Below are 14,295 nucleotides of genomic sequence, written 5' to 3'. Positions count from 1 at the left end.
TTGCAGAATAGGTACCTTTTCTGTGCTGCTGAATAGGATAGTGTAGATTCAACGGCACAACATGTTGAAAAGACATCAAAGAATGGAGAGAAACGAACATGGCTTGGTTATTGATTTTAGGTTTGGCAGTGTCCTCGAGCATTGATAATTTAGGAGTGGGGATGTCATACGGCATCAGAAAAATCAAAATATCGCATGCGTCAAATATGATGATCGCTTTTATCTGTTTTGTATTCAGTTATATCGGAATTTATTTCGGCAAATGGATTTCAGCCGTTTTACCTGGCTTTCTTCCTGTATTACTGGCGGCGTTTATTTTATCTGTCATCGGTATCCGCATCATTCTGCTGGCTGTGCCGAGAAAAACAGCGCGTGTTGGCGCGTCAGGAAAAAAAGGCCGTTTTGCCGGTCTGCTGCAAAATCCGGAGGCAGCGGATGCCGACGGTTCGGGAGAAATCGGTATATTGGAATCCATGGTTCTCGGGGTGGCCGTATCCGCAAATGCGCTGACCAACGGATTAAGCGCGGGGTTGATCGGGCTTTCTCCCGCTGCCATTTCCATCACTGCGGCGGTCGGAAGCTTTCTGACCATATGGATCGGCTGCTCGCTTGGAAAAAAAGCCGCGTCACTGCGCATCGGTTCTTTTCACGTCGGACAGTTCAGCACGGTGCTGAGCGGAGTGATTATTCTCATCATTGCCGCCAATACGCTGCTCTTTTAAGTTGTCCCGTTCATTTTATGAAAAGCTCAAAATAAATATGAATGTTTCTATTCGGGAGAGCGCATGACGCGGCTCTCTTTTTTTGCCGATCTGATATTTTTTCAAAATGAACAGAAAGTCGTCCGTTTCCGTTAAATTCTGCATATTCGGCCTTCAGACAGAACCTTTTTCATAGACTGATCAGCTTGTTTTCTTTCTAAGTTCAGGTAAACAGCAGGTCAGATAGCCTTCATTCCAAATATGGAAAAGCGCTGGAGGAATGGAGGCTCCCTTTACAAATCGGCTATTCTGTTCAAAGATAAAGCCGAATGAGAAAACGTGAGGTGATCTGTGTGAAGTCTGTCATACTTCTGATCTTCACCGCATGGCTGTTATCAGGCTGCGAGTATACCGCGGAGGCTGATGCGGCGCCGTCATTTACACAGGAAGGAACATTTATAAAAGCGGCCGGAAACGATACGATCGCGGTCGAAATTGACGGAGAAAGGCAAGAGGTGAAGGTGCCTTTCGCTAAGCGGTTTGAATGTCAGTCTCTGCCTGAACATACGGCGGTGCAAATCACCTATAAAAAAGAGAGCAACGGACAATTACGGCTTGAGGAACTGAAAAAAGAAACAGATATGTGAAAACGGGGAGGAAAAAACGTGGGTTTACTGACAAAAAGCGCTGCTGCCTTCGGTGCCGCTCTTCTTCTGCTTGCGCCGTCTGCTTATGCAGCTGAACCTTTGCAAGGGAAAACCATTTATATCGATGCCGGACATGGCGGAGAAGACAGCGGGGCCGGCGGAAATGGACTGCTTGAGAAAAACATCAATTTAGCGGTGTCAAACAAGGTGATCGCCAAATTGGAGACAGAAGGCGCAAAACCTGTTGCTTCAAGGACTGACGATACTTTTTTACGTTTGGACGAGCGGGTGGCGAAAGCAAGCGCCAGCCAATCCGATTTATTCGTCAGCCTCCATACGAATTCAGCCGTCTCAACGGCATCGGGCACGGAAACGTATTTTAATTCGACATATGAAGGAGCAGACAGCGAAAGGCTTGCTTCCGACATCCAGCAGCAGCTTGTCACGTCTTTAGGGATGAAGGACAGAGGCGTAAAAGAAGCTCCTTTTTATGTCATTACATATTCAAAGATGCCGAGTGTGCTGGCTGAATTAGGTTTTATCACAAATCCTCAAGATGCGGACAAGCTGAAAAGCGATAACGGACAAGAGCACGCCGCGGACGCCGTTGTAAAGGGAATCGAAACCTATTACAGCGGACGGTAATTATAAAATATGTGTAAATAGCGCCCTCCTTATGTGCATAACGATTATAATAGAGAAAACCGATGACAAACACCTGAGGTGACACATATGACGAATATTTTTGCCCACCGGGGGGCGTCGGGCGACTGCCCTGAAAATACGATGCCCGCATTCAAAAAAGCGATTGAGGACGGGGCTGACGGAATCGAACTTGATGTACAGATGACAAAAGACGGCCGGATCGTGGTCATTCACGATGAAACACTCGACCGCACGACGTCTTTGAAAGGATTTGTGAAAGATACGGCGTATGACAAAATCAGAACCGCCGATGCCGCCGGAAAATGGAAAGATGCTTTTAAAGGTGTCAGAATTCCGCTTTTGTCAGATGTGCTGCGTTTTGCGGAACGTGCTGATTTTCTGATAAACATTGAGCTGAAAAACAGTGTATTCCGTTACGAAGGAATGGAAGAAGAAGTGATTAAAAAAGTCAGATATTACGGACTGGAAAAGCGCGTTATTTTTTCTTCATTTAATCATGAGAGTCTTGCGGTTTGCCACGCCTTGGCGCCTGAAATTGAACGGGCGGTGCTGACAATGGATGTGCTGTACCGGCCTGAACGGTATCTTGCCGCCATTCCCGCTTCGGGTTATCATCCGAAGCTCGGTACGCCGGCGGTGAGCGCTGAAGTGATCAAACATCTTGCAAAACACCAAGCGGCGCTCCGTCCGTTCACCGTCAATCGTCCTGAGGATATGAAGCAGATGATGAAAGCGGGAGCAGACGCAATTTTTACCGATTATCCAAAGCTGGCTGTTTCTATAAAAGAAGAATGCCGCAGCTGAGAAGACTGTTCAGACAGTCTTCTTTTTTTATGGGCGGGAAAAAGGCGGTGCACTCATAACTCGGTCAGCCGGTTCATATATTGTAACAGGGCGTTTTGTGTAAGCGTTATCTTTTATCTTATTGAAAGTGAGGCAAAATTGTGGGAAAAACGGTTATCGTCAGTGCGGCAAGAACGCCGTTCGGAAAATTTGGCGGCGCATTAAAAGAGGTAAAGGCAGCCGAGCTTGGCGGCATTGCCATAAAAGAAGCAATCAAGCGCGCCGCTATCAGTGAAAGCGAAGCGGAAGGAGCGGTGATGGGAATGGTCGTCCAGGCGGGTGCCGGGCAGATTCCGGCACGGCAGGCTGCAAGATATGCCGGGCTTCCGTGGTCCGTTCCGGCTGAAACCATTAATAAGGTCTGTGCATCAGGGCTCAGGGCCGTTACCATCTGTGATCAAATGATTCGGGCGAAAGATGCGGACGTGCTGATTGCAGGCGGAATGGAAAGCATGAGCAACATTCCGTACGCCATTCCGGCCGGCCGCTGGGGTGTGAGGATGGGGGACGGAGTGTTTCAGGATTTAATGGTTCATGACGGGCTGACCTGTGCGTTCGACCAGGTCCATATGGCTGTCCACGGAAGCACTGCGGCCAAAAAGTACGGCATTTCCCGGGGTGAACAGGATCATTACGCTCTTTTGAGCCAGAAACGTGCGGCAGAGGCGGCTGAAGCGGGCAAATTGCGTGAAGAAATCGTTCCCGTCACCTGGACCGGCAAAAAGGGCAAACAGCATACCGTTGAAGCGGATGAGGGGCTGCGCCCTGATACGAGCCTTGAGCAGCTCGCAGCGCTCAAGCCAATTTTTACAGCCGACGGAACGGTTACAGCCGGAAACGCTCCCGGTGTAAATGACGGGGCCGGAGCATTTGTGCTGATGTCAGAGGAAAAAGCCGCGAAGCAGCATGTCAGGCCGCTCGCAGCGATACTTGGCTTTGCGTCTGTCGGATTGGAAGCGTGCGAGCTGGCAAGCGCGCCGGGAGAGGCCATCAGCCGGCTCTTGACAAAAACCGGACTGTCCGTTGACGATATTGATTTGTTTGAGGTAAATGAAGCATTTGCGTCCGTCGTGCTGGTGAGTGAAAAAATAGCCGGGTTCAGCCGGGAAAAAGTGAATGTAAACGGAGGGGCAATCGCGTTCGGCCACCCGATCGGCGCAAGCGGAGCGAGAATCATCATGAGTTTAATATACGAATTAAAGCGTCGCGGAGGGGGTTTAGGCGTAGCTGCTATATGCAGCGGAGCGGCTCAAGGAGATGCCGTCCTGCTTGAGGTGTACTGATCAAAAGGAGGGAGCGACAGATGAAAATGAAAACAATCATGGTCGCAGGTGCCGGTCAGATGGGAGCAGGCATCGCGCAGACGGCTGCAGAAGCCGGGTTTGCCGTCAAGTTATACGATTGGGAGCCGGAAACGGTAACAAAAGGTCTTCACCGCATAAAGACAAACCTGGAGAAAGAGCAGGCAAAAGGACGGAAGTCACGGCAGGAGACAGATGCCGTTTTCAGCCGTATTTCCCCGGCAGAACTCACAGAAGCGGGAGGTGCTGATTTTGTAATTGAAGCCATTGCAGAAAACAAAAAAGCAAAAGCAGAATTGTTTGACACACTAGATAAAATCTGTCCCCCTCATGCCGTATTGGCAAGCAATACGTCTTCTCTTCCCATTACGGAGCTTGCCGCGGCCACAAAAAGGCCTGAAAAAGTAATCGGCATGCATTTTATGAATCCGGTTCCTGTCATGGAGCTTGTCGAAGTCATCAGAGGACTCGCCACATCGGAAGAAACGGCGGAAACAGTAAAGAAGCTTGCCGTCCGGATGAATAAAACCCCTGTCGAAGTCAATGACTTCCCGGGCTTTATATCTAATCGCATATTAATGCCGATGATTAACGAAGCCGTTTATTGCCTTTACGAAGGAGCAGCTTCAAAGGAAGCGATTGATGCGGTGATGAAGCTCGGCATGCGGCATCCGATGGGTCCTTTAACTTTAGCTGACTTCATCGGGCTGGATACGTGCCTTTCCATTATGGAGGTTCTCTATGCGGGGCTCGGAGATCCGAAATACCGCCCATGCCCTCTGCTCAGAAAATATGTCAGCGCCGGCTGGCTCGGCAAAAAAAGCGGGCGCGGTTTTTATGAGTACGGCAGATGACGTAAAGATCATGAGGGGAGACGGCAGCCATGCATTTTACAGAAGAGCACATCATGATGAGAAAAATGGTGCGTGATTTTGCCCGCAAGGAAATCGCGCCGGTGGTTGAGCTCATGGAATCAACAGATGAATTTCCGGAGCGGCTGATTAAAAAAATGGGCGAAGCGGGATTGATGGGTATTCCCGTCCCGGAAACTTACGGCGGGGCGGGTGCTGATACAACATCTTACATTTTAGCGATTCATGAAATATCAAAAGTCAGCGCGGCCGTCGGCGTCATTTTGTCCGTCCACACATCAGTAGGGACAATCCCGATTTTGCATTTCGGGACAGAAGCCCAAAAACAAACGTATATTCCGAAGCTGGCAGCGGGCGAATATATTGGGGCTTTTGCGCTTACTGAGCCTCAATCCGGATCTGATGCGGGAGGCCTGAAAACAACGGCCGTGCGAAAAGGCGGTTCATATATTCTGAACGGTTCAAAAATCTTTATTACAAACGGCGGAGCGGCAGATCTGTATCTGACATTCGCCATAACCGATCCGGGTAAGGGGAGAAAGGGGATTTCAGCGTTTATCGTTGAAAAAAACACACCCGGTTTTTCTATCGGAAAAAAAGAAAAAAAGCTCGGATTGTTAGGTTCCAATACTGTCGAATTGCAGTTTGACCAAGCGGAAATTCCGATTGAAAACCGGCTCGGCGAAGAGGGCGAAGGCTTTTCAATCGCCATGAAAAACCTTGACGTCGGACGGATCGGCATAGCGGCTCAGGCGCTCGGGATTATCGAAGCGGCGCTCGGCTGCTCGGTGGAGTACGCCAAAACCCGCAGCCAGTTCGGCAGACCCATCGCTTCGAATCAGGCTGTTTCATTTAAATTATCTGACATGGCGACGAATGCGGAAGCTGCCAAATTATTGGTCTATCATGCTGCTGATCTGTATCAGCGAGGGCTTCCGTGCGGAAAAGAAGCATCTATGGCGAAGCAATTCGCGTCCGATGCGGCGATGAAAGCGGCGGTGGAGGCTGTGCAGATTCACGGCGGCTACGGCTATATGAAAGAGTATCCCGCGGAGCGTTTATTTCGGGATGCGAAAGTTACGCAAATCTATGAAGGAACCAATGAGATTCAAAGGCTGATTATTTCTAAGTATCTTCTTCAATAAAAAGTGCGCAAAGGAGCGAAACCATGGAATCTTATTCTCCCGGTTTAGATGGCGTCATTGCGGTGGAAACGGGGATTTCTTTCCTGGATACACAGCAGGGCAGTATTTTAATCAAAGGCCACGATCTGATTGAGCTTTCTAAAACGGCCGGCTATATGGACATTGTTCATCTCTTATTGGAAGACAGACTTCCTGATGCGAAAGAGAAGGCAGCGCTTGAAGAAGACGTTCGGCGCGGCGGACACCTTCCCGAGGAAATCTTGCACATATGCCGTCTGCTGCCCGAACATACTCACCCGATGGACGGATTGAGGACGGGTTTGTCTGCGCTTGGAGGCTTTGACAAGGACATCGATGACCGTTCATCTTCCGTAAATCAGCACCGCGTACGCGGACTGATAGGCAAAATGCCGAATCTGACGGTCAACAGCTATCGAGTCATCAACGGGCTGGAGCCTTTGGCGCCGGTCGGAACCTTATCATACAGCGCAAACTTTTTATATATGATTACCGGAAAAACGCCGTCATCTTTGGAAGAAGAAATCTTCGACCGGTCGCTTCTTTTATACAGTGAGCATGAATTGCCGAACTCAACGTTTACGGCCCGTGTCATCGCTTCGACGCAATCGGATATTTACGGCGCGCTGACCGGAGCCGTCGCCTCGCTTAAGGGAAATCTTCACGGCGGAGCGAACGAAGCGGTTATGTACATGCTTGAAGAAGCGAAGGATACAGACGGGTTTACACAATTATTAACTCAAAAACTCGCAAACAAAGAAAAAATCATGGGCTTCGGCCACCGTGTCTACATGAAAAAAATGGACCCGAGGGCGCTCATGATGAAAGAAGCGTTAAAAAAGCTGTCTGATCTTTCAGGTGATTTCCGTCTTTATCATATGTGTGAAGCCGGCGAAACCGTCATGCGGGAGAAAAAAGGCCTTTATCCGAATTTAGATTACTACGCAGCGCCGGTCTATTACATGCTCGGCATCCCGATACCGCTGTACACGCCTATATTCTTCAGCGCACGGACGGTCGGATTGTGCGCCCACGTCATTGAACAGCACAGCCGAAATCGGCTTTTCCGCCCGCGTGTCCGCTATACCGGAGCGCGCCTGTAAACAGATGAGAAAGGAAGATGAAAACATGACAGAACCCCGCCGAATGGACGCTGTAATCGAAGAGATTTCTGACTACGTGCTCCATCAGGAGATTGACAGTTCAGAAGCTTTTACTACGGCAGGACATGTGCTTCTTGATACGATAGGCTGCGGAATTTTGGCGCTCAGCTATCCCGAATGTACAAAGCTGCTCGGCCCGATTGTCCCGGGAACCTCCGTGCCCAACGGCAGCAGAGTCCCGGGCACGCCTTTTGTTTTAGACCCGGTCACGGCTGCTTTTAATATCGGCTGTATCAACAGGTGGCTCGATTATAATGATACGTGGCTTGCGGCGGAATGGGGTCATCCGTCTGACAATCTCGGAGGCATATTGGCTTGTGCGGATTATCTATCCAGAGTGCGGATTTCAGAAGGGAAAGAACCGCTTACCGTGCGCGATGTGCTTTGCGCAATGATCAAAGCGCACGAAATTCAAGGAATTCTCGCTTTGGAAAACAGCTTAAACAGAGTGGGGCTTGACCATGTGCTGTTTGTGAAAGTGGCGACTGCGGCTGTTTGCGCGCAAATGCTGGGCGGCTCAAAAGAGGAAATCAATAACGCCGTATCTCATGCCTGGATTGATAATTCAAGCCTCAGAACGTACCGTCATGCGCCGAATACCGGATCACGCAAATCATGGGCGGCCGGCGACGCGACGAGCAGAGGGGTATATTTGGCCCTTATGGCGCACAAAGGTGAAATGGGGTACCCGACGGCTCTGACCGCATCTGGGTGGGGATTTCAAGACGTATTGTTTAACCGGCAGGAAATGAAGCTTGCCCGCCCGCTTGGGTCTTATGTGATGGAGAATGTTCTGTTTAAAGTATCCTACCCGGCTGAATTCCATGCCCAGACAGCGGCGGAATGCGCGGTCCGGCTTCATCCGGAGGTGAAAGACCGCATCGAAGACATTGACAGGATCACGATTATGACGCATGAGTCGGCAATCCGGATTATCGATAAAAAAGGGCCGCTTCACAATCCGGCTGACCGGGATCACTGCCTCCAGTACATTACGGCAATCGGGCTGCTTTTCGGAGATATCACGGCCGATCATTATGAAGAGGAAACGGCGTCTGACCCGCGAATTGATACATTGCGGAGCAAAATGGAGGTGACGGAACACAAAGCGTACTCAAAAGATTACTTAGACCCGAATAAGCGATCCATATCAAATGCCGTACAGGTGCATTTTACAGACGGCACGGCTACGGGACGGATTGAATGTGAATACCCGCTCGGGCACCGGTTCCGCAGAAAAGAAGCCGTTCCGAAGATTCTTGCCAAGTTTTCAGCAAACATCAGCACTCATTTTTCATTGAAGCAGCAGCGTAAAATCAAAGAGGCCTGCGAACATAGCGGCCGAATGCAGAAGCTCAGCGTTAGTGAATTTATGGACTTATTTCTCGTATAAAATAGGAGGGTGACAAACATGACGTGGATCGTCAGCAAGCAGTCGTCTCAAGAGGAGCTTGCAGAGCGGTTCCGTACGCTGATGGCAGCGCCGGATCTATTGCAGATCCCCGGCGCTCACGATGCGATGGCCGCTCTTATCGCCAAGAAAACGGGGTTTTCGGCTCTTTATTTATCAGGCGCGGCTTACACGGCGAGCAGAGGGCTTCCCGATTTAGGGATCATCACGTCGGCGGAAATGGCTGAACGGGTTAAAGATCTGGTCCGCTCGTCTGATCTGCCCGTCCTTGTCGATATTGACACGGGTTTCGGAGGAGTGCTGAATGCCGCCCGGACGGCGAAAGAAATGTATGAAGCGCGCGCGGCCGCCGTCCAGATGGAGGATCAGCGCCTGCCGAAAAAATGCGGACATCTGAATGGGAAGCAGCTCGTGCCGATTGAAGAAATGGCGCAAAAAATCCAAGCGGTCAAGCGGGCCGCGCCGACTCTTCTTGTTGTTGCGAGAACAGACGCCAGACAGCAGGAAGGATTGGAGGGGGCATTAAAAAGGGCGTCCGCTTATATAAAAGCGGGTGCTGACGCTGTTTTTCCGGAAGCGCTCCAATCCGAAAGTGAATTCAGAGCGTTTTCCAAACAAATCAGTGTGCCGATTCTCGCAAACATGACTGAATTCGGAAAAACGCCGTATTACAGTGCTGATGAATTTTCCGATATGGGCTGTCAGATGGTCATTTACCCGGTCACGTCACTCAGAACGGCGGCCAAGGCTTTTGAGCGTATTTTCCGCCTTCTGAAAGAAGAAGGCTCGCAAAAAGAGGGGCTTTCGGATATGCAGACGAGAAAAGAACTATATGAAACGATCGCTTACGATGACTATGAAGAACTGGATCAATCCATTGCCAAAACGATACTGCCGGACGACTGAAAAAGCCCTTTTTTTTGCAAGGGCTTTTTTTACAGCTTTTTTTTCCTGAACCGCGGGCTGACTTGATTGCGTTTCCGATCTCTGTACAGAATAAACCCGGCCAGAACATAAAGGCCGAACAAAAAAAACGCCAATCCGGCCGCCCCCTGAAGAAAAAGGGACGGAAACGGGGAAAACGCATGCCCGAATAATGCATCTCTCATCAGCTTAATGCCGAGCGCCGCGACAGCGCCGGGGAGGACCAGAATCAAAAGCGCAACAAGCCGGCTCATATTCAGAAAACCCCTTTACGATATGTTTTCCTTTATTGTCCAATCGAAAAAATATTTTGTCAAGAGATCAAAACGTGGTAACATAGGGGTTGTGCAAATTATTGCAACGGGAAATACAGGTGTGCAAATTTTTTCATATAAAGGGGTATCGGGATGCAGAAGGTGCTGATTATAGGTGCTGGTAAAGGAGGCACGGCGCTCCTACAGATTTTGATGAAAACAAAGCTGATCCGGATTATTGCGGTGGTTGATCAAGATCCGGAGGCGCAAGGGCTGCAAGAAGCCCGGAAATATGGAATTGCAACCTCATCAGATTGGAAACCCTACATAACTGAAGATATAGATATTATCATCCATACAACAGGCGATAAAGCGGTCATGGATGAGCTGCTCCATGAGAAAAAAGAACAAACCATCGTCATGCCGGGAAAATTGGCGTACATGGTGTTTCAGCTGATGGAGGAAAAACAGCAGCTTATCCAAATGCTGAAGTCGCAGACGTATAAGCATGACCGGATTTTTAATTCAACGCACGACGGCATGATTTTTATAGACGTCAACGAAACGATCATTTTATTTAATCAGATGGCAGAAAAAATGGTCGGCCAAAAACGGGAGGATGTCATCGGCCGCCAAATTAAAGATGTAGTGCCGAACACAAAGCTGCCGCGGATTCTGGAAACGAGAGAGCCGGAATATAACCAGAAGCAGCTTCTCGGAAAGCACCTGCAGATTGTCACGACAAGACTGCCGATCATTGATGAAGGCGGAAAACTTCTTGGCGCGTTATGCGTGTTTAAAGATATCACCGACGCAGTTGAACTGGCGGAAGAGGTCACGAACTTAAAACAAATCCGCACCATGCTTGAAGCGATTATACAATCATCCGACGAGGCCATTTCTGTCGTTGATGAAAACGGCATCGGAATGTTAATCAACAAAGCGTATACAAAAATGACCGGGCTGTCAGAAAGCGAAGTCATCGGAAAACCCGCTTCCACCGATATCTCAGAAGGGGAGAGCATGCACCTGAAAGTATTGGGGACAAGGCGGCCCGTGCGGGGTGTGAGAATGAAGGTCGGCCCCAATAAAAAGGATGTTATCGTAAATGTTGCCCCCGTTATTGTGGACGGTATTTTAAAAGGCAGCGTCGGCGTCATCCACGACGTGTCAGAAATTAAAACGCTGACTGCTGAGCTGAATCGGGCGCGCCAGATCATCCGCACGCTTGAAGCGAAATACACGTTTGACGACATTATCGGCACGAGTGAGCAAATGCTGGTCGCCCTTGAACAGGCGAAGCTCGGGGCGAAAACGCCGGCGACGATTCTGCTGCGGGGAGAATCCGGCACAGGAAAAGAACTTTTCGCCCACGCCATCCATAATGAAAGCGACCGAAAATACAATAAGTTCATTCGGGTCAATTGTGCGGCCTTGTCTGAATCACTGCTAGAATCCGAGCTTTTCGGCTATGAGGAAGGCGCGTTTACGGGCGCGAGGCGCGGGGGCAAAAAAGGACTATTTGAGGAAGCGAATAACGGCAGCATTTTCTTAGATGAAATCGGAGAGCTGACCCAAAGCACCCAGGCAAAGCTGCTCAGAGTTCTGCAGGAAAAAGAAATTATCAGAGTCGGCGGCGCTAAAGCGATTTCTGTCAATGTCAGAATTATCGCAGCGACAAACGTCAACATCGAAAAGGCCATGGCGGAAGGCGCGTTCCGTGAAGACCTGTATTACCGGATTAACCGCTATCCGATCTCAATCCCGCCGCTTCGGCAGCGCAAAGAAGATATTGAAGCGCTGAGCATTCGGCTCATTGAAAAAATCAATCAGGATTACGGCCGCAATGTAAAGGGGCTCACGCCGAACGCGCTGCGAGCTTTATCAGCCTACAGCTGGCCGGGAAACGTCCGGGAGCTTGAAAATGTTCTCGGACGGGCAATGATATTTTTAGAGCCGCACATGGAACGGATCGAACAGCAGCATCTGCCTGTTTTTGAATCAGAGCTGAATGAAAAAAACGGCACCCAAAGTGATTTTCCGGATGTGGAAGGGGAAAAGCTGTCTCAGGCTGTTGAAAAATTTGAAGCGCACGTCATTCAAAAAACGCTTGAAAAGCATAAATTCAACCGAACCAAAACGGCAAAAGCGCTTGGTGTCAGTATTCGGAATCTGTACTACAAAATGGATAAGTACGGCCTTGCAAATGACGGCATGCAATAAATTGCAGAGAAAGCGCAAACAGCTGCATGTTTTCTTGAAGAAAGCCGGAATAAACCCTCCCGCACATTTGGCACGGAACTTGCATTGTTAAAAGCGGATTCGCACAAGGAAGGTGGTACAAAATGAAGCTGAGAGACCTAGTTGAAAAAGCCGCGGCAAAAAACGCAAAAACCATTGCAGTGGCCCACGCAGCAGATAAAGAAGTGATCCAGGCCGTCAAAATGGCGGCAGAACACTTGTCGGCACGATTTTTACTGACGGGTGACAGCGGAAGGCTGAAAGAGCTTCTCGCAAATGAGCCGAAGTTCAATGCTGAAATCATCCACGCCGATTCACCCGAAGAATCTGCGGCAAAAGCAGTGCGCGCAGTGCGTGAACAAGAGGCGGACGTTTTAATGAAAGGGAATCTCCCGAGCTCAACTCTTCTGAAATCGGTTTTAAACCGCCATGAAGGGCTTCGTTCAAAAAGGGTGTTATCACATGTAGCCGTTTTTGAGGTGCCGGACTATGACCGGCTGATGTATGTGACTGATTCAGCGCTGAACATTGCCCCGTCTCTTGAAGAGCTCGGGCATATTCTGCAAAATGCGGTTCATGTCGCACATTCAGTAGGGAACCCTATGCCGAAAGCCGCAGTCCTTGCCGCTATTGAAACGGTTAATCCGAAAATGGAGGCGACGCTGAACGCGGCTGCGATCGTCCAGATGTGCAACAGAGGACAGATTACTGGCTGCATTGCGGACGGACCGCTTGCTTTGGATAATGCCGTATCCCAAGCGGCTGCGCTGCAAAAAGGGATTTCCGGAAGCGTAGCGGGCCAGGCGGATATTCTCTTGGTTCCTTCAATCGAGGCCGGAAATATGCTTTATAAGTCAATGATTTATTTTGCGAAAGCAAGTGTTGCTGCCGTCATCGCCGGTGCAAAAGCGCCGATCGCATTAACGAGCAGAGCGGATACCGCAGAAAATAAACTGTATTCAATTGCGCTTGCGATTTGCGCATCACAAGAACAGTAGGAGGAACGAACCTATGGAAATTTTTAAATATATGGAGACTTATGATTACGAACAATTGGTATTCTGCCAAGATGAACAATCCGGATTAAAAGCGATCATCGCGATTCATGATACGACGCTCGGCCCTGCACTCGGCGGAACAAGAATGTGGACATATGACAGTGAAGAAGCGGCGATTGAAGATGCACTGAGACTCGCAAAAGGCATGACTTATAAAAATGCGGCTGCCGGTTTAAACTTAGGCGGCGGGAAAACCGTTATTATCGGAGACCCGCGCAAAGATAAAAATGAAGAAATGTTCCGCGCGTTCGGCCGCTACATCCAAGGCTTAAACGGAAGGTATATTACGGCGGAAGACGTCGGCACGACCGTTGAAGATATGGACATCATTCATGATGAAACAGACTATGTAACCGGAATTTCTCCGGCATTCGGTTCATCAGGAAATCCGTCTCCCGTTACGGCGTACGGCGTCTACAAAGGGATGAAAGCCGCAGCGAAAGCGGCGTTTGGCACTGATTCACTGGAAGGTAAAACAATTGCCGTGCAAGGCGTGGGAAATGTGGCTTACAATCTATGCCGCCACCTTCACGAAGAAGGCGCTTCTTTAATCGTAACGGATATCAATAAAGAATCTGTTAAACGTGCCGTTGAGGATTTCGGCGCCCGCGCAGTTGATCCCGGCGACATTTACTCACAGGCGTGCGATATTTATGCCCCATGTGCTCTCGGCGCCGTCATTAACGATGACACGATTAAACAGCTGAAGGCGAAAGTCATTGCGGGAGCGGCCAATAACCAGCTGAAAGAAACACGTCACGGCGATACCATTCATGAAATGGGAATCGTGTACGCTCCGGATTATGTCATCAATGCAGGCGGCGTCATCAATGTGGCCGATGAGCTTTACGGCTACAATGCTGAGCGGGCTTTGAAAAAGGTTGAAGGCATCTATGCAAACATTGAGCGGGTGCTCGATATTTCCGCGCGTGACGGCATTCCGACATACTTAGCGGCCGACAGTCTGGCTGAGGAACGAATTGAGCGCATGCGCCGTTCAAGAAGCCAGTTTCTGCAAAACGGCCAAAGTATATTAAGCAGACGATAGGAA

14 protein-coding genes are annotated in these 14,295 nt (G+C 49.5%); 13 read left to right on the top strand and 1 reads right to left on the bottom strand.

The genetic code is table 11. The features are described from left to right. The first annotated feature begins 98 nt into the window (after positions 1-98). From ytaF to prpB, 10 genes are all read left to right on the top strand, one after another. On the top strand, positions 99-722 hold the full coding sequence (ytaF, locus tag NQS30_RS04660; RefSeq protein ID WP_007408366.1) for a sporulation membrane protein YtaF: 624 nt from the start codon (positions 99-101) through the stop codon (positions 720-722). Positions 723-1,030: 308 nt separating this feature from the next. Beyond that, complete coding sequence (locus NQS30_RS04655) at positions 1,031-1,348, top strand: hypothetical protein (protein ID WP_014721488.1); 318 nt, start codon at positions 1,031-1,033, stop codon at positions 1,346-1,348. Positions 1,349-1,366: 18 nt separating this feature from the next. After that, complete coding sequence (locus NQS30_RS04650) at positions 1,367-1,993, top strand: N-acetylmuramoyl-L-alanine amidase family protein (RefSeq protein ID WP_020956072.1); 627 nt, start codon at positions 1,367-1,369, stop codon at positions 1,991-1,993. Between the two features lie 87 nt (positions 1,994-2,080). Then, positions 2,081-2,818 carry a glycerophosphodiester phosphodiesterase gene (locus NQS30_RS04645; protein ID WP_012117955.1) on the top strand — a complete coding sequence of 246 codons (738 nt, stop codon included), beginning with the start codon at positions 2,081-2,083 and terminating at the stop codon, positions 2,816-2,818. A 140-nt stretch (positions 2,819-2,958) separates the two neighbouring features. Next, complete coding sequence (locus NQS30_RS04640; RefSeq protein ID WP_218791292.1) at positions 2,959-4,140, top strand: acetyl-CoA C-acetyltransferase; 1,182 nt, start codon at positions 2,959-2,961, stop codon at positions 4,138-4,140. A gap of 20 nt (positions 4,141-4,160) precedes the next feature. Next, positions 4,161-5,012, top strand: coding sequence for a 3-hydroxybutyryl-CoA dehydrogenase (locus NQS30_RS04635; protein ID WP_205164427.1), 852 nt, complete (start codon positions 4,161-4,163; stop codon positions 5,010-5,012). 29 nt (positions 5,013-5,041) lie between these two features. Next, entirely contained in the window at positions 5,042-6,175 is a 1,134-nt protein-coding gene (locus tag NQS30_RS04630; protein ID WP_015240185.1) for an acyl-CoA dehydrogenase, read from the top strand. Between the two features lie 23 nt (positions 6,176-6,198). Further along, positions 6,199-7,296 (top strand): citrate synthase, encoded by a 1,098-nt coding sequence (gene mmgD, locus NQS30_RS04625; protein WP_007408375.1) that lies wholly within the window; start codon positions 6,199-6,201, stop codon positions 7,294-7,296. Between the two features lie 25 nt (positions 7,297-7,321). Further along, entirely contained in the window at positions 7,322-8,749 is a 1,428-nt protein-coding gene (locus tag NQS30_RS04620) for a bifunctional 2-methylcitrate dehydratase/aconitate hydratase (RefSeq protein ID WP_161936392.1), read from the top strand. 18 nt (positions 8,750-8,767) lie between these two features. Further along, entirely contained in the window at positions 8,768-9,673 is a 906-nt protein-coding gene (gene prpB / locus NQS30_RS04615; RefSeq protein ID WP_015417790.1) for a methylisocitrate lyase, read from the top strand. Positions 9,674-9,702: 29 nt separating this feature from the next. Here the strand turns inward: prpB and NQS30_RS04610 are convergent, their stop codons facing one another. Then, positions 9,703-9,945, bottom strand: a complete 243-nt coding sequence (locus NQS30_RS04610) for a DUF2627 domain-containing protein (RefSeq protein ID WP_007408378.1) — start codon at positions 9,943-9,945, stop codon at positions 9,703-9,705. Positions 9,946-10,098: 153 nt separating this feature from the next. On the opposite strand from NQS30_RS04610, the gene NQS30_RS04605 reads away from it, so the two are divergent. The 3 genes from NQS30_RS04605 to bcd all read left to right on the top strand — a co-directional run bounded on the left by NQS30_RS04605 (position 10,099) and on the right by bcd (position 14,292). Next, positions 10,099-12,168, top strand: a complete 2,070-nt coding sequence (locus tag NQS30_RS04605; RefSeq protein ID WP_015240180.1) for a sigma-54 interaction domain-containing protein — start codon at positions 10,099-10,101, stop codon at positions 12,166-12,168. A gap of 122 nt (positions 12,169-12,290) precedes the next feature. Then, entirely contained in the window at positions 12,291-13,184 is an 894-nt protein-coding gene (gene yqiS, locus NQS30_RS04600; protein ID WP_059368137.1) for a phosphate butyryltransferase, read from the top strand. A 13-nt stretch (positions 13,185-13,197) separates the two neighbouring features. After that, complete coding sequence (gene bcd, locus NQS30_RS04595) at positions 13,198-14,292, top strand: branched-chain amino acid dehydrogenase (RefSeq protein WP_085342184.1); 1,095 nt, start codon at positions 13,198-13,200, stop codon at positions 14,290-14,292. The last annotated feature ends 3 nt before the right edge of the window (positions 14,293-14,295 follow it).

The organism is Bacillus sp. B1(2022) (assembly GCF_040259625.1).
GTDB classification, from domain to species: domain Bacteria; phylum Bacillota; class Bacilli; order Bacillales; family Bacillaceae; genus Bacillus; species Bacillus velezensis.
The sequence above is the reverse complement of the archived record's forward strand: the minus strand, read 5'-3'. Positions and strand labels throughout refer to the sequence as shown.